We start from the raw sequence: 22,415 nt of genomic DNA, 5'->3' as shown, positions 1-22,415 counted from the left end.
TTTGAATTATTTTCTTTTCAGTTCCAGTTCAGACACCTTACCGCTGGCATCCAATCTGATGTCAGAAATATAGTTGAGGTTCTTTTTAGTGTCTTTCAGGTACTCCAAATATCTTTTGATAGTGGTAGGCTCGTCATAATCCTTGATTCCTTTTTCTTCATGGATAACAATCAGAACCGGAGTTTCCTGATTTGAGAACATAGCCAAGGCATCTTGGATAGTTTGATTTGCTGCATTTACACTGCTGGCATTTGAAACCGAATTGAAGAAATTTTCAAGACGCTCTGCAGCCAGTTCTTCCGCAGATTTTGCAGGAGCGGGTGCAGGAGGAGCTTGTTGGATGACTTCTTCTTTTGGTGCAGGTGCAGGTGCAGGAGCCACTGCTTTCTTTTTGCTTTTACATGCACCCATGGCCATCATGGCTAACAGAGCCACAAACATGGTTTTTCTCAAGGAAAGAGAGAACAAGGATTGCTTCATCTTTTTGATAGATTAGGTTTTATTAATTAGAATAGTTGCCGAATTTAGGGCGATTGGATGATGCAAAGTAAATAAAAACATATCATTTGACGATACTGCTTTACACGAGTTGAAATTGATATTTGCCCTTTTATGTAAAAAAAACTTCAATAAATTATTTTTATAAGGTTGATAGAGAAAATAAAAATTTACCAACTCTCTGAATTTCAATTGGAAAAAAATCAACTTTTTAAATCCGATTTAGGGGACTTTCAAAGCCGAAAATTAAAAATCTTTTATGGGTAACAACCTTCAAAATCCCAGTTTCTAATGCAAAATTGAGTGACATAAATCCAGATTCTTCAACTTAGGGAGTTGAGTTCATGGGATTTTTCTCCTCCAAAATTTTAAAAAGGGTAAGGAATAAAAGGGCCCTCTGACTTTCTTCAGAAATCTTACCAAGAACTTCAAAAGTCTTAGCCCGCTTAATTTTGAACACCTAAATAATTAAAATATTCAAAAAATACCCTATATAGGGTATTTACTTGAGCAATAAATTCCATGAACTTTGAGACAGTGTTAAGTTTTAAATCAGGCTAAAGCCAATCAAAAAAGCCCTCTGGATTCTAGAGGGCTTTTTTCTTTAGGAATAAAGAAGGTTTGATTTAGATCAGGTTGAATTTCTTTTGTAAAGGTTTTTTAATCAGCAAGTATACCATGGCAGAGACTATCAGTACTATGCTTGCAATCATTGGGCTTGGAAAAGACTGAGGGTAAATAAACAGAAAGAAATTCAATAGAAACTGAACGGAGGCAAATGCAATAGAAATTACCACATGATCTTTTTTTAATTGATTGACTAAAAGTTGATAAAGGTGAGATCGATGAGGTAGGGCCACATTTTCTCCCCGAAGCAATCTTTGCCCTAAGGTGAGAAAGGAGTCTACTCCATAAACCAATAAAAAAAGAATAATGGTCCAGTCATTACTTGCCAAATACCATTTGACCAAAAAGTAAATCACAAAATAAGCCATAGAAATGCTACCAATGTCACCTGCAAACATCAATGCTTTTCTACGTAGGTTAAAAATCAAAAAAACTAAAATAGACAAGATAATGTATTGAATAAGGCTGGCCTCAAAAATGGGCATGAATCTATTTATGGCCAAAATAGAGCCAAAAAACACCAATGAATACAATCCTGTAATCCCATTTATGCCATCCATAAAATTGATTGCATTAATGATCCCTAGTGCGATGAAAAACAAGATTGGAAGTGTCCAAAAAGGCTTCTGTTCAAAGACTCCTAGATCATAGAAGGACATGGAAATTGCTAAAAACTGAATTCCAAATCTAAGTTTTCGAGACAGGGTATACATGTCATCCATTAGGCTGATGGCAGAAATCCAAACCAAACCAAGTACCATCCAGGTATGAAGGAAGTCAGAGGCCATCCACCAAAAGATACCCGCAATTGGAAAGATTATCCCCCCTCCCCTTACAGTTGGATTAATATGAGAACTACGATGATTTGGACTGTCAATTATCCCAAATTTTATTGCTAATCGGTAGTAAACTAAAGCTACCAATAGCAAAGCAAGAAAGACAATCAGCTGTGAAAGAATCATTTGAAAAAAATTACCAGGCCGTCCATCCTCCGTCAATGATAAGATTATGACCAATGACATGACTGCTTGCATCTGAGGCAAGGTAAACAATCCCACCTCTCAGCTCTGTTTTATCGCTCATTCTACCTATTGGATTCAGCTGTTGAAATCTCTCTAGAAACAAGCCACTATGACCATTCCAAATCCCTCCTGGTGTGAGGGCATTCACTCTCACTCCTTTTTCTGCCCATAAAGTAGCTAAGTATTTGGTCAGCGAAACAACTCCATGCTTACTTACCGAATAGGCTACAGGTTGGGAAATTCCGGTACCTGGATAAATTTTATGGTTGGGGCTGACCACACCATACAGTGATGCAATGTTAATTATGGCTCCCTTTGACTGATTAAGCATTTGTTTACCAATCACCTGACAACCCAAAAAACAGCCCGTAAGATTAACATTCATAATATTGGTCCAATCTTCAAGGGGAAAATCCTCAAATCCTGCGTCAAAATTTTTTGATTTACTTTGGTTGGTATATCCAGCATTATTAATTAAAACATCTATTTTTCCATATCGATCTATAAGGTGATTTTTGACCATCTCCCACGAATCTTTACTGGTTACATCGAGTTCAAATCCTTCAATTTTATTATAATCTTTGGAAGCTAATTCATGAACCGCTTGGTTACATTTCTCCAAATTTTTATCCGCTAAAATTACAATTGCTCCATGGTCTGCCAAGGCTATTGCATGTTCTGAAGCTAGGAGACCTGCCCCTCCTGTAACTAAGGCAACTTTCCCAGAAAGATCAAATAAGGGAGAAATAGAATTATTGTTCATGGGCTAAAACTTGATTACTTATTTTTTTGATAGTTAAGGATATATTCTATTAAGCTGAAATCAAACTCAGAATCAATATCAATTGCTCTTTCCCGTGGCATGGGTGAAATTAGGCAATTTGCTTTTGACCAATGCTCATATTTGTATAGTGCTTCTCTTCTTACCACATAGGCTGCCGGGCTCAAACTATAGACCATTGGAGCATCTTGTCTCCTAACAATTGGTTTTACAGATTTTTTTACAATTTGAGCGTACCCTTCTTCCGTTATTTCCATCATATTGAAATAAGGATTACGCTCGGGTTCATATCCGGTGATCACCACGTCTACATCTGGCCTTGAAATTGCCAATTTAATTGCTTCATCAATGTCAGCAGTTGTTTTCAGAGGAACAGTAACATCCATGTCTACCAAAAAATCAACTTTTGTCTTCCATTTAGCTTCTATATGCTCAAGCGCATGGATGAATACTGGCCATTTACTTGCAGTATCTGTAGCGAGATTTTCTGGCCGAATGAACGGAACGTCGGCCCCATAGCTTTTGGCAATTGAAGAAATTTCCAATGAATCCGTAGAAATGATCAAGTGATCAATTAAGGATGATTTTTGGGCTTGCAAAATAGTGTGGCCTATGAGCGGTACCCCATTTAGTAGCTTCAAATTTTTACCAGGAACTCCCTTTGAGCCTCCTCTACAACAAATGGTACCAAGAATCATATATTTGCAAATTCAATAACAGATTTTTTTTCGCTAGCTATTTTTGAAGCCAAAACCATTTTTAGGCTCACAATGGCTTCCTCAAAAGAGGTAAGTCTTGGATCTAACGGATTTTCCAAAAATGCTCTCATGATCTCCAAATACCTATCATTACGTTCAAAGGATGAAAAATCAAATGATTCAACATGGGCGCCTTTAGAAATTAACTTTAGATTTCTTTCTGCTAAGTCCCAGTGTAAGGTGCCATTTTCTCCGGTAAATAAACAGAAACGAATAAGCTTTCTTTGGTGATAATCCAAGTGAATCGATGAGTTTGCTCCGTTTTTATGCCGGATCAATACATCAGCCAGATCCTCTGTTTCTATTCCAAGAGCATCATTGTGTTGGTAACTTGAAAATATCAATTCTGGAATCCCCATGAGCCACCTGATGTAGTCAAATTCATGAACCAAATCCAGCATTACTCCCCCCCCTTTAGCTTTTGAAGCACTCATTCCCAATTTGTAATTTTCATGTGGCCTCCAGTCAGGTAAGTATTGACCTACAAATGCATTTGCAGAATAGATTTTGCCTAGAATTCCTGATTCTAAAATTTCCTTGGCTTTGGTAAGACCAGGATCGAAATGCAAATCAAATCCAACTTGAATCCTCACCTTATTTTTTAAAATCAGGTTGTGAATTTCATCTATTCCTTCAAGGGTATGGCTTACCGGTTTTTCAAGATAAATATGTCTAACACCTAATTCAATGCAAGCTTTTAAATCAGCTACATGACTTGCTGTGGGTGAACAAATTATTGCATGGGAATAGTCATGATCAGGCATTAATTCAGATAAACTCTTGCTCGAAAAAAAACCTTCGTATTCTGATCCTAAGGTAGGCTTGGAAGTTATAAGTGTTAAATTTTTATAACCAAGTCTAATGAGATTTGAAACATGTCGTTTACCAATAGACCCTATTCCAATTACTATAATTTTAAACATTTAGAAAATTATTGAAGGTATTGTTTGAAAATGGCCTATCGAATCAATACAAAGACCCCTGATCTCTCAGAAATTTCGCCTGATCGACTGGTAAATTTCCCACGATAGACGTAGTTTCCATTTTGTGCAGGTTTTCCATTATGCATTCCGTCCCATCCTTGGTCTTCCAAAGATTCAGACTTATAAAGCAATTCCCCCCAAGTGTTGAAAATATAAAATTCCATTGACGCTATACCTCTGGTGTATGGTTTGAAAGTCTTATTTTTTACCCCTTCAGGAGTAAATGCATTTGGCACCATAATTCTATAATCGTCAGACACTACTATCAATCGCTCAAAGGTAGAAATACAACCAAGTGAATCAATCACCTGAAGAGAAACTGTGTACGTGCCTTTGTTCTGATATTGGTGAGTAGGGTTTTGGGCTGTACTAGTTTTGCCATCTCCAAAATCCCAATTCCATATGATAGCTTTGCCGAGGCTAAAATCATAGAATTGTACATTTTCTTGAATTTGAACTTCGGCATTGGGTATTAAAATACCATTGCCCAAGTCCACTTCATAATTGAATTCAGCTTTCAACAATTCATCAGCGATCAATACTCGAATTCGCAGAGGTTGATTCCAACAGCCCGAACCTTTGATTGAGCTGCTTACTCTATAGTCTCCTGAAAATGAAACATTCTCCAATTCATTGAGTTGCATTGAGCCACCTGAAGGACTCAATACTGAGTAATCATAAATTGATGGATTAAAACCCTCAATATAATCAGTAAGGTCAACTGTTCCTTTTGGATCGCAAACCACTGAAGGATTGGAAACCCTCAAATTAGGATAGCTAAAAACTTGAACTTTAACTTCTTTAGGAGAAACATTGCAAATTCCATTTCCACTGGCTGTTATGTAGTATTTATATGGATTTGCCGTACCCTTTAATCCTTCAATTGTTAGAACTCCAGATGAACTTATATTAAATCTTGCTCCATCGAGGGTCATTCCATCTGAAATTTTCGAATTACCTCCAGCATCAAATGACCAAGAATAAATTGGGTTTGTAATATTTTGAGGGAGACTAGGAATCAATTCTGCTAACTCTCCTTCACAAATTTTATCATCTGAAATTGAAATCACGGTAGGCACCTCTACTAAAGTGAAACTATTTGGAAGACCTACCAAACAACCTGAATTATCTCTAACCTGAAAAGTGTAATTTCCAACACCCAGATTACTGACTGTTGCCTGACCAGGTCCAGCCACATTTTGGGAACCCGAAATTACCCCATCTTTCATCCATGAGACAGTGTAAGGAGAATAGCCTCCCAAAATTTGAAATCTAACCGCGCCATTGCTTTGACCACAAGTAGGAGAATCTTGCTGCAAATCAGTCGCAGTCAAGGAGGAGGTAGGTCCAGAAACCAATAATCCACTAAGGATCACAGCACACCCCTCTTTTGTCCGAACTTCAACCTGATAATTACCAATTGGAACCTTGAGAGTATTAGTCGTCCCGAATGGACCTCCATTTAAACTGTAAGAATAATTTCCCGATCCTCCTGTTGCCAGAACGGTAATCTCACCACCATCACCAAAACAAACCTCGTTTTTGATTACAGAAGATACTAGAGGAAGATCAAAGACCTTCACTTCAACTCTTTCCACAAAACCAGTGCAGACGCCGGGACCTGTAGCCTTCACATAGTATACATATGGAGCAACTCTTGCCGGTAAGTTACTTATAGACAAAACTCCTGTGCCTTCTATCAGATAAACCCTGCCATCAGCAGCAGGAGTTGCACTACTGTTGATCTTTTGAGTCAAGCCCGCATCCAAATACCAATTGAATACCGCTCCTGGTGCCACAGGATCAATCGTCGGAGTAAGCACCGCCGTCCCTCCAACGCATATCTCAGCATCTTGAACGGCTATCTGAGATGGCCCGTCCACTAGGGTTACCGTATTGGTTGTAATCGTACACCCTCTTGCATCGCTTACTTTCACCTGGTACACTCCCGAAGTATAGCCATTCAGAACTACCGCGCTAGCACTTGTCGTCTGCGTGCCTAGACTTGTTCCGTTTTTAATCACTTCTAACGTGTATGGAAGCCATCCGCCATTCAGAGTAAATTCAAGTTTTCCGTTTGGAGCATTACAGCCAGGATCTACCTTGGTCATCGTCGTAGAGGACAAGGCTGCACTTGGTCCCAATACCTCAAATGTCGTCTTTTGGACACAGCCCGCAGGAGTGTTCACTTCCAGATTATACACACCTGCTCCCAAATTCAGCGCCTCAAATGCTGTTTGACTGAGTGTCGCGCCCCCATTAACAGTATAAGTATATACAGGCAGGGCTCCTGAAGTGATTTTAACCTTTCCATTTGTATTACCAAAACAAGTAATCGGCGTGAGTTCAAGCTCCACTTTAGGAACTTCATAGACCGTTACCTCAATTTTGGATTCTTTACCCGTACACACGACATAGAAATAAAAATCATGAACCCCTACTGGCAATCCGGTTACTTCCAGCTTAGGATTAAGCCAATCGGTATCATCTATAGTGTAGGATATTGAAGGCGTCGAAGGATCTGCCCCATTTGAAATCAATCCTGTTTTACCTGGTCCTGTATACCATTGAACTTCTGTAGGAGCTGCCGGCGGAAGGTTGGGATTAGGTGCCAGGTGTACTGGACGGATAGAAACTACCTGACCCAAACATACATTGATGGGTGGTACTAACGCATATTCAGGATCAGAAGATTCCTCAATTACGAAGGAGAAGGAAACCTCACATCCCTCCTCATCTTTAATGATTAAATAATAGATACCTGGACCTAGGTTTTTAACTTCGGTTGCTGAGCCAGTAATAGCGGTACCAGTAAGGGATCCTTTCTTCCATGTGACTGTATAATTACCCCAACCTCCTGAAATAACAAGGTTCTCTATGCTGCCATTTTCTAAATCACAAGAGCTTCTTAAAATATCAGGTTTATTTATTTGAATTGCCGCTGTTGGTTGAGGCACCTCCAAAGGAACTGTAATCTCACATCCTGAAAGATTTTTAACGGCTATGGTGTATGAACCTGCTTGTAATCCAGAAAAAATACCCGTTGAATTTGATTGCTCTTTTTCTACTAAAGTATACGTTAAATCAGTTGAGGGAGTACTGCTTAAAAGTCGAATAGCACCATCACTTGCTCCAAAACATGATACTTTTTCTATTTCAAACGTCGCCTCCGGATTTTTTACAACCTTAATTTCAGCTGGAATTGGGCTAGCAGGACAAACCAAATTTCCAGAAACTGATAAATAATATATATAAGGAGCAGCTTGTGGAGCCAATCCTTCTACAGTCAACTGTCCATTTGAAATCGTGTAAGTAACACTTCCTATTTTATCACCTGAATTAATTGTTATAAAAGATCCTGGTTTTGATGGATCCTCTAACGACCAAGAAAAAGTTGGCGTTGAACCTGCTTGATCGACTATTTGTGGAATTAACACCCCTGTTTGTCCTTCACAAATAACCAAATCCTCAGTCTCGAATTTGGGTACAGGTCGAGCTAAAAACAGTTGGCTAATCGATATCGAGCAATTATTCGAGTCCTTTACATCGATGGTATGAGTTCCGGGTGAGATTCCTTTGACAGTATAGTTTCCGGGGCTATTGGTTATGAAATTTGCTCCAAGCCCTGCTACAGGCTGTCCATCAAAAGTCAGTTGATAATTATCTCCAGGTTTGAGTGTCCCTCCAGTGACTTCAACAGTCCAAGTGCCATTATTTTCGCCGCAAGTTGCATCTGAAACATCCTTTGAACCGATCTTTAGTTCGGCTGGTTGAGTTATTTCTATTGCCGAAATGGAGGTAATACAGCCACTTGAATTTTTGATTGATAGGGTATATATTCCTGCTAAAAGATTCTGAAATAGTCCGCTATTGGATGTAAATGGGATATTCACACCATTATTGCCAGTCAGTGAAAATTGAAAATCAGTTAGATTCCCCGCAGTGACTGCTGCTTGAATTGCTCCTGTTGACTGTCCGAAACATTCGACCATTTTCAAGGACGGAGGACTTAAAGCAGGACCGGCATTTACCTTAATCTGGGCAGGTAAATAAGCACTATTACAAGTCTTAGAACCAGTTACTTGAAGATAATAGGTGTACGGAGTAGCAGAAGCGGCAAGACCAGATACAGTCAGTACTGAGGTAGAAGGATTAATGCTAAATTTTGCACCATTAAAAGTGGAAGAATTAGTAATGGGTAGATAGCCACCAGCACCGTCAGAGGCATACCATGAAAATACGGGAGTAGAAGATGATTGATTGACAATCACTGGCTCGATAACCGCATCTTCACCTACACAAATTTCATCACTTGTAGTGTTAAATGATGGAAGAGGATCAGCATTGATTTGAAATTGACGTAATTCTACACATCCTTTTGCATCTATAATTTCTAATGTATGACTACCAGAAGAAAGATTTGTAATGGTATATAAATTCCCGGCAGGTGTAAGGGAAGAAATGGAGCTGCCATCAACTTTTATCGTGTAAGGTAGATTTCCTCCAGATAAAGTGAAATCAAAAACTCCATTAGGAAGATTACAAAATGAGTTTTGTACAGAACCAAAAACAAGAGATAAATCAGAATTTGGACCATCTATGGTCAATGGTATAGAAACAGATGTACAGGAAGGATTGGAGGATGTAGCAAATACCTCATAAGTTCCCTTTGACAAACCGGGAAATTGACCGGTAGTATTGGTAGAAACTACATTACCAGTACCATTAAGCAAAGTATAGGAAATAGGGCTAGAAGGGTTTGAAACGGTTGCACTAATTCTCCCTCCACCATCGAGACACCAGTCGTCAGAGACTTTTGTGGCTGTAAAATTAATTGGAGGAAAGACTGTCACTTTAGCTACAGCCAAAACATCCCCTATATAAGGGCAAAAATTCCCGCTGGGGTTAGAGGCCGATTGGGCCTCAACAAAAAACTGGTAGCTTTTTGGGGTAGATCCATTTGGTGTAAGACCACTTATTTCAATAACCCTATCATTTGTAATTTTAAATGAAATTGTTTTTCCATCTATTACTCTGGTAGAACCATTGGTTATGGGTCCACCAACTCGGTTGGCAGAGGTGTACCAAAAGAATTTTGCCCCAGAATCATTCCCAAAAGCAGGATTAATCACTGGATTAAAATCTACTACTTGCCCTTCACAAATCACTTTATCATTTACTTCAACTTCTACTGGAGTTCCTTTTTCTTGAGTAATCGGAACAGAAAATGAAAATTCGCATCTTCCGTTGTCAGAAGGATTCCAAACCTTCAATGTATAGGTTCCAATATTGATATTTGAGAGGGAGAAGGTTGCCTTACCATCTGCGGTAAGAGAAGTAACTGTAGCATTACTTTTGCCTTGCGATACTCCATTATAAATCCATTCGTAATCAAAGCCATTCACTAGGTCACCCACAATCAAACTTGAAATCTGCCCATCATTTTGTCCATTACAAGATGGGTTAACAATAGTAGGATCTTGAATTTTTATAGGATCAGGATTGGAAGTTACCGTGATGGTCTTGGCAAAGGACAGCAAACCATAATTATCCAATACTTGGTAATACACCTGAGCAGTTCCTACAAAGCCAGGGTCTGGAACAAATCGGACGCTGGCGGAAAAACGTTCATCATCAAAATTTCCGCTGTTTAATTCTGCTAATTCAACGGTGAAAGTACCTTTTCCTGGAATATACTTGCTATTATTTAAGGGGTTACATCTTTCAATACAAACATTGGATAACCCACAATTAGTTAAGGAAGGATTACCACCTGTTGGAGCTGAATTGTTGGGAGGACCTGGGTTCGATTCAAAAAGCTGAACACATCTTACAAAAGAGTTTTCGCTTTTTAGATTTACATCAAATTCAAAAAGGTTAGCATCTCCTTCACAAACCTCAGCGGAAAGATTTTCAACCTCAGGTATTGGAATACTCAAATAATCTGAGACCTCTGCAGTTACATTTCTAATTTGATGAAAATTGGTATTTGGAGTACCTGTTGAGGCTGCAAAACCAATTTTTAAATTTTTCGGAGCTGGAAAATTATATGGAACCTTATTAAAAATATTTTCTAGTCTAAGTGTCCCTCCGTTATTTACCAACATGTCCACAGTCAAGAGGTAGTTGCCTCCACCTGTAGGGGCCAAATCTATGAAAACCTTTCTATAGCCGTCCTGTGAGCATTCTTCAGCTTTGTTTACTGATCCTATTTTGAATCTTCGGGCCAAATAATCTAAGGGATCAAGTCCATCAAATAGGTAATAAATCGAATTAATCGGATCTGAATAGACTGCAACTTGCTCTTCATTTAAGAAGCTTCTGCTGTATGTCCTTTTTCCATCAATGAATTTATAGTTGGAAGATTCGGGTCCTCTAATGGCTATTGAATTATAATATTGACGCTCATCAGGAACAGGACCAAACATTAAGGAGCTTGAGTTTTTAAATCCACCAAATCTCCCTTCATATTCATTCCCCCAATTTCGAAAAGCATCAAACCCTATTCCAATATAACCTCCCTTCAAGCCCGGTTGGTCAGGAATTAAAGTGGTATTGGCATTCCTTCTCCATGGTGCGTAACCTAATGATCCTCCCAAACCACCAATCTGAAAAGTAGATGGACCAATGTTTCCATCAAACATGAAAAATGAAATTCCATCGGCATATGCTGGAGGATTTATACCACCATAGGCAAAATATTCAAAAGAAACCTTTATTCCATAGGCTGATGAAAAAGGAAGGTCAATAAACACATATCCTCTTTGGTCGGTTGAATTATCAGTTAGTTGCAAAAAGCCGTCACCTTCTACGTCCAAACCTGTAGCTGCAGTTAAAAATGCTTTATTAGGAGTTCCATCAAAAACGGTATTGGCACGAGTAGAGGATTTGGTAAACGGCTCGCAATAAGGGAATCCATCTCTTGGAATAATCACAGTCTGCGAACTTCCATAAGAAAAAATAAACAAACCTAAAAGCAATGATAGAATTGCTTTTTGGCAGAATGCTAATCGTTCACTTGGAGGGGTAGATTTTTTCCTCATACCTATATGCCAGAGAAACTGCAAGATTTAGGGTAATCAATCTTTAAACACCTCATATATCGTACCTAAAATAAAATAATGAGGGTTATGAAATGAAAAATCATCATTTTGGAATGAATCATAGGGTTTATTTTATTTAATAATTTGAAAATCAATCATTTCAATAAACTAAATCCTTAAACTGCTTTTGCTTGTCTATATCCCAAAATTCACACGATACCAGTGATTTCAAAAAGAGTTGATCACTATTCCCTTCCCCAAAAAGATCTTCTTTGGAGAAACTACTAGAACAGGCAATCTTTATAGCATCCGAAATCTCTTGTTTTGAGTATCCACAATTTAGGATATCCTGATGCAGGGCCCTGTTTTTTTGTCGAGTTCCAATGTTGACTACGGGTATACCATAATAAGGAGCCTCACGGATGCCGGCACTAGAATTACCAACCATAAATCGGGCATATTTCAACAGAGTCAAAAAGTACTCGAATCGGATAGAAGGAAAAATTCTGAATTTGGGGTGATTCGAAAGTTTTTCATATTCCTTCAATATGAATTTACTTCCCAAATCATTGTTCGGAAATATGACTACGTATTCTTTTTCGGATTCCAAAAGCGCTTCTACAAACTCCTTTGCATAGTGATCCATGCGATCATATTCTGTAGTAACAGGATGGAACATGGCTACCCCGAAAGTTTCAAACTCTATTTCATAATAGGATTTCACTTGCTCAATTGCTGGCAAATTAGAAGACAGCATCAGATCTACATCGGGTGAACCGATTACGAATACAGAATCTGCCAACTCTCCCATCTGTATCAATCGATCTTTGGCCTTTTGATTAGAAACAAAGTGAATATGAGCCAATTTCGAAACAGAGTGCCTTATGAGTTCGTCAATTGTACCTGACACCTCACCCCCTTCTATATGTGCCACTAGGACATTATTCAATGCTCCTACTATCGCTCCTGCCATCGCTTCGATTCGATCACCATGCACTACAATTAGATCTGGACTAACCTGCTTTACAAAAGCTGAGAAACCTTCAATGGTTTTGGCTAGACTTAGGTCCATTGTACGTTCATCGGTATGGTTTTTAAATGCATGAAGATTTTGATACCCACATTTTTGAACCTCCAAAAAAGTATACCCATATTGTTCTAGCAGGTGCATACCTGTCACAAAAATATGCACCTCAAAATCAGGATGATTTCTGGTGATTTCTATCAAGGACTTCAGTTTGCCAAAGTCAGCCCTTGTTCCTGTCAAAAAAATTATCTTTTTCTTATTCAATGTCATTCCAAAGCAATTGAACGTCAGATTCTAAGTCAGTCTTTGCCACTCTCCCCAAAACTTCTGAATAATGCTCTGCTAAGATGCCTCCTTTACCAGGCCGTTTTACCCAAATGTTTTCTTTAGTAAACAGCTCTCCTGCTTTGATGGATTGAATCGTACAAATTGTTGCAAAAGCAAAGTCTATGGTCACTTTTTCTTCCTCAGCAGGCCCCTTTCTTCCACCCCTTTGGAGTTGTAGCAGACGTGATCCTTCAATCAATTCTTTGCAGGCCTTTTCGTCCATTGAGCAGATTATGTCTGGACCGGGTCTGTCCATATGGTCTGTAAAATGTCGTTCCAAAATAGAAGCTCCCAGTGCGACAGCACCAAAACAAGCGTGATTGGTGAGTGTATGATCACTTAAGCCCACAACCGCATTAGGGAAATTTTCTTGAACTTCTACCATCGCGCCCAGCCTTACCAAATGATCAGGGGTTGGGTACAAATTAGTTGTATGCAAAAGCGCATACGGAACTCCTCGCTGCTCGAAAATTGCTACTGCTTTACGAATACTTTCAATGGTATTCATACCGGTACTCATAATAATTGGCTTGCCAAAATCCGCAATGTGCTCTAGTAGTGGGTAATTATTACATTCACCGGAACCGATTTTGAATGCCGGAACATCCCACTTAATCAATCTGTCTGCTGCTGCTCTTGAGAAAGGAGTTGAAATGAAAATCATCCCCTTACTCTCTACATAATTTTTAAGAGCCAATTCATCAGATTCATTTAAGGCACATCGTTCCATGATCTCGTAAATGGAAACTTTTGCATTCCCGGGAATGGTCTTTTTGGCAGCACCGGACATTTCATCTTCGACGATGTGGGTTTGGTGCTTAACCACTTCTGCACCTGCACGGTGTGCGGCATCGACCATAGCTTTAGCTACCTCAAGAGAACCTTCATGATTAATTCCAATTTCTGCAATTACCAAGGGTGGATAGTCATAGCCGACCATTCTTCCAGCTATAGAAAATGATGGGTGATTCATAGAGTATATTAAATTATTTTTTGAGTTAGGAATTTTCAAGAAGGTCCAAGATTCGTTTGGCCTGAATTTTTGGAAGACAGTTTGACTCAAAGAAATCCTTCCCTCCCTGGGATACTTTTTCTCGATAGGATGAATTTTTCATTACAAAAGTCAACACTTCAGTGAATTCAGCAGAATCCTGAACATAATGCATGTGCTTTCCATGTTCTGGTAGAGTTGGCATATCTATTTTAAATGGAAATCCCAATACAAAGCAGCTGTAATTCCAATATTCTGCCAGACGCCAACTTACAGCATCCAAAACTGCCGGATTGCTAAATCCAATGACAGATCGAGAGGATTTTTCAGCAAAATCTCCCGGAGTATATCTTTTATCCATAACGGATAAAGGAAGACCACATAAATCACCATCAGATCTAGGATTCATCCCTCCTTCAAAATTTATCAAAGGATTTGATTGACAGGCTATTACAAAATCAGCTCGTATTTGATTTGCCCAAGGTTCCTTTTTCCAGATACTCCCCGCAAAAAACACATAATTCCCTTCCAGATGTCTTCTTCCCATATTGATAAAATCTGGCCTTCGATAAAGAATGTACCATTGTCGCAGAAATTCTTTGGCTCCAATATTTAGCGCTCCATTTACACCAAAAAGTCTCAAATATTCCCAGCAATTATTGATGGAATAATGAGGGTAGATGGAATTTACTTTGGACCAATTGTAATCTTCTCTTGCTAAAAGTTTATTGGTTGCAAAATACAAATCACATGCATCATAGGATTTTTTATCAACTCCAATAGGGTCATCATTTTCAATCACAGCTATTTTCCCCTGATATTCAATAACTAAAAAAGGCTTATTGTTTAGGTGAGCAAATTCCTGGTTTGGGGTATACCTTAGGTCAGCAAGTTGTTCCAAACCGAAATGATAATAGGAACAATAGTAATTAGGTATATTCAATACATTAATCTTTGGCATTAAAAGTATGTTTATGTTTATTCAATCTCAAGTTTTAAATTATTGCATTTCCACAGCCAATTTTCTCATCTGTTTCTCTAGGTCTTTGATCATCCCTTTTGTTTGAAAATGCTGAATCCAGCACTCTCTTGCCAGTTTTTGAATTGATATGAGTTCATCTTCAGTTTTTGATTTTACAAAAGATTCAATTATGGGTTTTAAGTTAAATCTATCCTGAAAAGATACCTTAAGGATAAATTGGTCATAGGGAATCTCAGAACTAAATGGTAAAACTGAGTCTGTATCGATCAATATTGGAATTCTTCCCATCGCTAATGTTTGATAAAACCTAACAGAATAGTTGCCCATCCCTCTCACGCACACGGTGAAAAGACTTTTATCAATATTTTGATAAAAGTCTTCTTCTACTTTCTCCTTTTCGTCTAGACTGCTGGCTCCTGCTTTATACCTTGATCTAAGGATGAAATCAGTCCTTAAATCTGTAGCTTGAAGCTTTTTCAATATTCTTGCCCTTTCCCATGCAGGAAGAAAATTGGGTACAGTAAGGTAAGGAGACCCCCCTTTTTTTAATTCTTGTCTTAACTTTGAAATTTTCAAAGCATCCTTAAGCATTTTGATGGGATTGATTGTTGCTTGACCACAAAAACCAATTAAAGGGCCGGATGGATCCCATGGTAACCAATTACCTTGCTTCCATTTTTGGACAGGATCATAAGGAAGGGTCGCAGGTATTTCAATTAGATTGGAATAGGTAGAATATGCGCCTGGGGTAAAGACAAAAACATTTTCAACACCCGGATTAATTATTAAATCTGAGTTTGAAAAAACTCCAAATGGCTTATTCAAGGATTGAGCTAATTTAGCTGCATTTTTAATGTATTCTTTTCCAGATGCGGAGGACAAAGAAGTTATAAAAACTGGAATGATTATCCAATCTGAATCTTCATAATTCTCTACACAAACGAATAAATTTTCAGCTGTTTTAGAAATCAAAAAATCCCCTTTTTCAGAATATTCAAAAATCTCAAACAATAGCTGATTTTTAAAGTCAAACTTTGGAATAAACAACTTTACCATTACTCTATATTATCCGCTAAACTGATAATTATACCATAATGATAGAAAAAACAGCTGTCTGATCATGCCATAGTTTGTTTTTCCATCTTTTTTAAAGTCTGCTATAATTTTTGAAATCTGGAGTTTTTCAAAGGTTTCAGATTCAAACAGCACACTTTTATGCATCTTTTCAAAATGCTGTTTGAACTCCTCTTGTTTCAAAAAGTATTCATTCCAAGGCACAGAAAGTCCAATTTTCGGATGCTTGGTGATGTAATCCGGCAGGTGCTTACCAACAGAATCAAACAACAATTTTTTACCCTTTCCTTTCGTATCAAACCACTCATCTTTCAAACTCGCTACACCAATCACCAAATTAGGATCTAGAAATGGATCTCTACACTCAATAGAAGCTCCCATCGTGGTTCTATCATTTCGATCATTCAGGGTAAATAAGTGCGTATGCTGCTCTAAATAAAGCAGTTGACGGAGTCTGTTTTTCGGATAAAGTGATTTTGCCTCTTCTAGTATTTGCTCTCTGTAAGGAATAATTAGGTCACCTGGAATCCCCCCAAATCTATTTAAGTCACTTAGGAAATTCTCATTGGAATTAGACATCATCTGAAACTCCTCCTTTCCTTCTTGAAGGTACCTCTTCATTTTTCTTAATCGCTCCTTGGTTAAGAATCGATCAGGCACATACTTCAAAAATTGCAAAAGCTGGTATCTAAAAGCTTTATCATGAACTTTATACCTCACGTATCCCCCAAGAATCTCATCTGCACCTTCCCCACTCAACAAAACGGTGACTTTTTCTTTGGCTTTTTTGGATATACCCAGAATATGCCCATCCTGAAGGTGCATTAAAGGTTCGTCATGGTTATGAATTGCCTCCATCACTAAGCTCATCAATTCTTCGCCCTTGAATTCATGCGTATGGAAATCGACTCCTAAGCTTTTTGAAAAGTTTCTGGCTACTGCAGATTCGTCATGCTGGTAGTTTGAAAAAGAGATATTCCAAGAACTCAATCCTTGAAATCCCTGCGAAGCCTGACTGTAAAGCACAGAACTTGAGTCTAACCCTCCACTTAGGAGAGTACCTACAGGGACATCGGATATCATCCTATATCGAATGGACTGGTGAAAAACTTCCTCAAACCACTCCAAAGGCTTTGAAATTGAGGCGTGATTTAATGCAGAATCTTTGAGCGAAAACCAGCGCTTGGTTTCAAGTAATTTGCCTCCAGTAGAAATCCTCATCAAATGGCCTGGAAGAAGTCGCCTCACTCCCTTAAAAACGGTATTTTCTCCGGACACATATCTGTAAAAAAAGAGCTCATTAAGTGCAGATGAATTAATCGTTTTTTCTAATCCTCCTGCAAACAGAACTTTAGGCTCACTTCCAAAGACGAACCTTTGTTGATCTTGTCCATAGAAAAGAGGTTTTACCCCAAATCTATCCCGAACTAAGACTAGCTCTTTTTTTGCCCTATCCAGAAAAGAAAAGGCAAAAAAACCATTTAATCTAGGCAACACTGAAACCCCGTATTCGATCAAGAGGTATAGAAGGACTTCCGTATCAGAATGGGATCGAAATGAATATCCTCGTTGAGAAAGTTCAGGTTTGAATTCATTAAAATTGAAGATTTCCCCATTAAAAACGAGGATATAACGTCCATCCTCTGAGCAATAGGGCTGATTTCCCGCTTCCGTCAAGTCTAGAATGGAAAGCCTGCGATGAATGAAACCCAGATTTTCAGTTAAGTACTTACCTGAAGCATCTGGACCCCGATGAAGAATACTATTCCCTAGAGAATCAAGATCTTGAGAGGTTACGTTTGTCGAATTCTTATAAATAATGCCTGCTATTCCGCACATGTATTTCTGGAGATGATAAATTAATCCAAATGGGAAACGAAATCCCGAAGTTTACCTGATTGCTGTCTGAAATCGTGATTTTCGATCAGAATCACGTCAATATCTGAAAAATACTTGGCCGCCTCTGTCAAAACTAACTCCTGAATTTCGGCTGTGACAGGCTCTTTGATCCATATTTCCAACTTCCCCTTTTCGTACTGATGCGCTTGAAAGTCTATTGTTCGATGTTGATTGAAATAAAGATTCTTAAAAATATAGTAAAGGGTGAGGCTCGGGTAAATCTGATCTTTTCCAAATATTTTTTTGCCAATTCTGCCTGTCACTTCTCGTATGACAGGTGTCTCCATCCCGCATGAACAGCGAAATGAATCTTCGGCCAATTCTATCTGATCTCCCAACTTATACCGGATCGAAGGGAATGAATAACTCTGCAAGTTGGTCACCATAATCCCTCCATCTTCTGGGTCTTTTTCTACAAAAACACCCTCCATGTTGATGTGCATGCTACCCTTTGGGCATTCAAAAGCAATAATCCCCGACTCTGTGGAACCATATTCATTGGCTATCGACATTCCATAGACTTTGCTTGCTATGGGTTGATAATGAGGAAATACTTTTTCAGAAGTCCCTTTTACCAACTTCAGCTGGTCAAATTGTGGCTTTTTATCCGCAATAAGGTTTGCCAATTCATAAATCATCGAGCTATACCCTTCGATAATACTTACCTTTTTGAGCTTGGGTAATAACTTCCTTAGCTTTTCCGGGTCATAATCGAAAAGTCTAAATCGATTAACCAAAAAATCCATAAACCTCAATTTTAACCTTTTGAGGGGCGCGGTATTATACCCCCAAAAGTATAGCTTTCGATCCCAAGGATTAGCCCCAAACCAACTGTATCCTCGCCATATAGATGCCCTATTGAAGGAATCCCAGGATTCGTCTCTGAAAAAAGTTAAGATTTCCCCTGAAGTACCTGAAGTCTCCACGAAGAACCTTTTTTTGAAAAAACTTGAAGGTGTGTGAATTTCCTTATTGAAATCGATTAATTCCCGTTTTTGGACAGGAGGGATTTTTCTAAATTCATCCAAAGACCACTTGTTTTCAGGATCGAATCCAATTTCCAAAAAACGTTTTTTATAAAATGTACTGTGTTGGTACGCAAAGATACAGAGCTGTCTTAACCTCGATTCATTCAGTTCTTTAAGCTGCTCATGGGAGATTTTTTCTGTTTTCTTTAACTCGGAAAAATGCTGAAATATCGAAGGATTTCGGCGCTTTGCTCCTTGAAAATACAGCCATTTATGAAAACCTGACATCCTAAAGTTTAATTTTGAAAGATCTCCAAATACCTATTCCAAATGGTATTCATGTTCTTTTGGAGATTTACATTTTCCTCAATAAATAATCTATTGGCCTTAACAGCATCTTTGAAGACCTCCTGATTTTCGAGATAACTCGTCAGTGCATTGGCAATCTCGATTGGTGAGTTGACCGGTACCAAAAAACCATTTTCGCCATTTTTAATAAACGCCCGAGTGCCTGGCAAATCTGTGACAATCGGAAAACATCCAGTAGCCATTGCTTCAAACAAAGAAGCTGAAACCCCTTCAGTTTCTGGTACAGAAAGATAAATCGAGGCTTTGGATAACAAGGCTGGTAGTTCCTGATTTGGAATTCTTCCAGTAAAAGTAACCTGTTTCGAAAGATTCAATTCTTTTGTTTTTCTTTTAAGATGATCTGCTAGAAACCCATCTCCAACCATGATCAGGTTAAGTGACCATCCATGCCTATTTAACAGAGCCAAAGCATCTAAAATGTCCTCATGATGGTAGACCTCTGTAAAACTGCGAGTAACAATAGCTAGAGCGGGATCTTTTTTTTCAACCATCATATATTTGGTCAAATCTATCCCTTTGGGAAGGATCATTATTTTTCTCGGATCTGCTTTGGATTCGATCATCGCAGGAACCATCACTTCTCCCCAAGCATGAATTAGATCTACTTTTGAATAGACTGTTCGCTGCAAAATCCGCTTATAATAACCTGAAAAACCCGACTCTGGCCAAGCATCCGTTATTCCTTGCTGCGCAACAATTCGTTTTTTAGCTCTAACCAACAATGAGAACAAACCATAACTGGTAGCTCTCTCAGCCAAAACCAAATCATAAGTTTTGGTGAAATTGAGCACGATTATTTTCCAAGCAAATCCAAAAAATGCCAAAATCCTGTTAAATCGGGTCCTGGTGGTTTTTACTTCCAAGGTGTCTACCTTAATGCCTGAAACAGATTCAATACCCTTGATCCAGGTTTGAGCATCTGCCCGATAGGTTTCTCCCAAAAAGAGGATTGATTTAGGCTTATCCATTATTAGGTCAAATCAAGGTTTCCGATGACAGGCCTAGGATTCCAACCTAGTTCATTTCTTGCTTTGGCATCATCAAAAGTCAGAAAATCACTAAGTTTTGCCAATCTATAAGAGTTGATAGGAAGGATTGAAAATCGATCACCCAAATAGACCGCAATTCTCAAAAGCCAACTTGGAATTGTTTTTATTTTTTTTCCGTAGAAACTCCCCAAATAATCTTCCAACTCAGCAATAGTTGGATTTTCACCATCAGTAAGATTGAAGGTCCCATTTTTGGAGACAAGTGTCGGCACCAAGGATGCCACATCAGATGCTAAAACCATGGATTTTTTAGCATTCCCAGCACCAATCCTGAAATAATACCCTTTTTTAATTCCTCGAATCATTGCCCCCAGATTACCGGGAGTATTTTTTGCTCCTGCGACTAATGGAAGCCTGAGTATTATAAGATTCACACCTTTAGAAGTAGCCCAACCCTGTAAAAGTAACTCTGCTTCAAGTTTGCTTTTGGCATAGGGAGTTTCAGGTCTAGGTTCTGTTTTTTCTGAAATTCCCATTCCTTTTTCAAGACCATAGACCGCTACGGTACTAATAAATACAATTGTTTTAGGAAGAACACCAGAATTTTCCAATCCTGTGAGGAGGTTCTTTGTCCCAAAAAGATTTACCTGATAAAATTTACTCTCTTCCGCAGGGGTTTTGGGAATTCTGTGTGCCCATCCCGCATTATGGATGACTAAGTCTACAGGAGGCAAATTAGGAATCTCTATATCTAGACCACAACGAATGGAATTTGAAGATCCTCTCCCCAAGGTGATGAGTTCGTTTTGGAATTGCTCCTTTAAGTAGTAACCTAAGAACCCGCTGGCTCCTGTGAGTAGGGTTTTCAATTTAGGGTTTGTTGAATTCCTTTTAAAAACTTCTGAGACAAGTAATCTCGGCTAAATTCAGTCTTTGCCAATTGAAGTGCGTTATCACCCATTTTCTTTGCCAGATCAGGCCTTTGGACAAATAGTTTTAAGGCATGGGCAATGTCTTCTGGATGATTTGGATCTACGTTAATGCCACATTCGGTTTCTCTGACTAATTCTGCAATCCAGCCTCTCGTAGATTGGATGATAGGAACTCCGGCAGCAAACGAATCAAACATTTTATTGGGTGAGCTAGTGTGTAATACGGGCAAATCTTTAAAAGTGACAAAACTGGCCCTCGCTTGCTGAAGCCACTTGACCACCTCTACTTTTGGAATTAAACCAAGAAACCAAACTTTCTTTTCCAAGCCATATTCTTGTGTTAGCTGTTGCAGAAGTTCTTTTTCAGCCCCATCTCCAATAAATACAAATGCTATTTCAAGATCTTTTGCGGCCTTTATTCCCTTTAGAATCTGTCTGCAATCATCCATCAGTCCCAAGGAACCTGCATAAATAAAAATTGGAAGTGTTGGATCTAACCCCTTTGGGTAATGGGGTAAACGAGCATCTGAAGAAAATAAACTTACATCTGATGAGTTTGGAATGACTAAGGTCTTGACATTTCCTGAAACCTCCTTTACACCGGATTGCATTCCTGAAGAGCAAGTAACTACTACATCTGAATTGTTGTAGATCAACTTTTCAAATCCCAATGCAACACTTTTTGCCAAGGGATTAGAAAGCTTTCCAAGCTCTATACCTCCTTTTGGCCAAAGATCCCTAACTTCAAATACCAGTTTTTTTCCTCTAAACCATTTTGACATCAGCCCGGGAATAGCGGTAGTTATTGGTCCCGAACTAGAAATGACTACATCATGAGGCTCAGTCAATGCATAAAAAATTGAGACCAAGCTAAACCTTAGCGCATTCCATGCTCTTTTGACAAATGAATCTTTATTCGAATCTGGCGAATTGATGATAATCAAATTGACTCCCTCAATCGAACTCCTTTCGATGAATTTTTCAGCCCTAATATCAGATTTATAGTAGGGAGAAGTCACAACAGTAACCTCATTTCCTTCCATTACCCATCTCCTGGTAAACTCATAATATCTGGTACTCCAGCCACCTTTTGGAGTTCCGAAATACTGATAAAAAATCAATATCCTCATTTTGAAAATGCTCCC

The 22,415-nt window shown here is 38.7% G+C and carries 15 protein-coding genes; all 15 read right to left on the bottom strand.

Annotated features, from left to right (window positions below; genetic code table 11):
• Positions 1-6: 6 nt before the first annotated feature.
• Positions 7-480, bottom strand: coding sequence for a nucleoid-structuring protein H-NS (locus ACFPIK_RS00765; RefSeq protein WP_377911200.1), 474 nt, complete (start codon positions 478-480; stop codon positions 7-9).
• A 644-nt stretch (positions 481-1,124) separates the two neighbouring features.
• The gene (locus ACFPIK_RS00760) at positions 1,125-1,913 is read right to left on the bottom strand and encodes an MraY family glycosyltransferase (protein ID WP_377911198.1); all 789 of its coding nucleotides are present in this window, start codon (positions 1,911-1,913) and stop codon (positions 1,125-1,127) included.
• Positions 1,914-2,097: 184 nt separating this feature from the next.
• Positions 2,098-2,910 carry an SDR family oxidoreductase gene (locus ACFPIK_RS00755; RefSeq protein ID WP_377911196.1) on the bottom strand — a complete coding sequence of 271 codons (813 nt, stop codon included), beginning with the start codon at positions 2,908-2,910 and terminating at the stop codon, positions 2,098-2,100.
• Between the two features lie 14 nt (positions 2,911-2,924).
• Complete coding sequence (locus ACFPIK_RS00750; RefSeq protein ID WP_377911194.1) at positions 2,925-3,626, bottom strand: acylneuraminate cytidylyltransferase family protein; 702 nt, start codon at positions 3,624-3,626, stop codon at positions 2,925-2,927.
• Positions 3,623-4,609 carry a Gfo/Idh/MocA family protein gene (locus tag ACFPIK_RS00745; protein ID WP_377911192.1) on the bottom strand — a complete coding sequence of 329 codons (987 nt, stop codon included), beginning with the start codon at positions 4,607-4,609 and terminating at the stop codon, positions 3,623-3,625. The genes ACFPIK_RS00750 and ACFPIK_RS00745 overlap by 4 nt, the downstream gene beginning before the upstream one ends.
• 35 nt (positions 4,610-4,644) lie before the next feature.
• Positions 4,645-11,736 (bottom strand): PKD domain-containing protein, encoded by a 7,092-nt coding sequence (locus ACFPIK_RS00740; protein WP_377911190.1) that lies wholly within the window; start codon positions 11,734-11,736, stop codon positions 4,645-4,647.
• 136 nt (positions 11,737-11,872) lie between these two features.
• Positions 11,873-13,009 carry a UDP-N-acetylglucosamine 2-epimerase gene (gene neuC / locus ACFPIK_RS00735; protein ID WP_377911188.1) on the bottom strand — a complete coding sequence of 379 codons (1,137 nt, stop codon included), beginning with the start codon at positions 13,007-13,009 and terminating at the stop codon, positions 11,873-11,875.
• Positions 12,996-14,039 (bottom strand): N-acetylneuraminate synthase family protein, encoded by a 1,044-nt coding sequence (locus ACFPIK_RS00730; RefSeq protein WP_377911186.1) that lies wholly within the window; start codon positions 14,037-14,039, stop codon positions 12,996-12,998. The genes neuC and ACFPIK_RS00730 overlap by 14 nt, the downstream gene beginning before the upstream one ends.
• A 25-nt stretch (positions 14,040-14,064) precedes the next feature.
• Positions 14,065-15,018 (bottom strand): hypothetical protein, encoded by a 954-nt coding sequence (locus ACFPIK_RS00725; RefSeq protein ID WP_377911184.1) that lies wholly within the window; start codon positions 15,016-15,018, stop codon positions 14,065-14,067.
• Between the two features lie 39 nt (positions 15,019-15,057).
• Positions 15,058-16,095, bottom strand: a complete 1,038-nt coding sequence (locus ACFPIK_RS00720; RefSeq protein ID WP_377911182.1) for a glycosyltransferase family 47 protein — start codon at positions 16,093-16,095, stop codon at positions 15,058-15,060.
• 9 nt (positions 16,096-16,104) lie between these two features.
• Positions 16,105-17,952, bottom strand: coding sequence for an asparagine synthase (glutamine-hydrolyzing) (gene asnB / locus ACFPIK_RS00715; protein ID WP_377911180.1), 1,848 nt, complete (start codon positions 17,950-17,952; stop codon positions 16,105-16,107).
• A 20-nt stretch (positions 17,953-17,972) separates the two neighbouring features.
• Positions 17,973-18,758 (bottom strand): phenylacetate--CoA ligase family protein, encoded by a 786-nt coding sequence (locus tag ACFPIK_RS00710; protein WP_377911178.1) that lies wholly within the window; start codon positions 18,756-18,758, stop codon positions 17,973-17,975.
• A 518-nt stretch (positions 18,759-19,276) separates the two neighbouring features.
• On the bottom strand, positions 19,277-20,317 hold the full coding sequence (locus tag ACFPIK_RS00705; protein WP_377911176.1) for a glycosyltransferase family 4 protein: 1,041 nt from the start codon (positions 20,315-20,317) through the stop codon (positions 19,277-19,279).
• A gap of 2 nt (positions 20,318-20,319) precedes the next feature.
• Complete coding sequence (locus ACFPIK_RS00700; RefSeq protein WP_377911174.1) at positions 20,320-21,207, bottom strand: NAD-dependent epimerase/dehydratase family protein; 888 nt, start codon at positions 21,205-21,207, stop codon at positions 20,320-20,322.
• A complete protein-coding gene (locus ACFPIK_RS00695) occupies positions 21,204-22,400 on the bottom strand; it encodes a glycosyltransferase family 4 protein (protein ID WP_377911172.1) in 1,197 nt (398 codons plus the stop codon). The genes ACFPIK_RS00700 and ACFPIK_RS00695 overlap by 4 nt, the downstream gene beginning before the upstream one ends.
• Positions 22,401-22,415 lie beyond the last annotated feature (15 nt).

This window comes from Algoriphagus aquatilis, assembly GCF_042657405.1.
Lineage (GTDB): Bacteria > Bacteroidota > Bacteroidia > Cytophagales > Cyclobacteriaceae > Algoriphagus > Algoriphagus aquatilis.
This window is presented reverse-complemented; position numbering and strand designations above follow the sequence as displayed.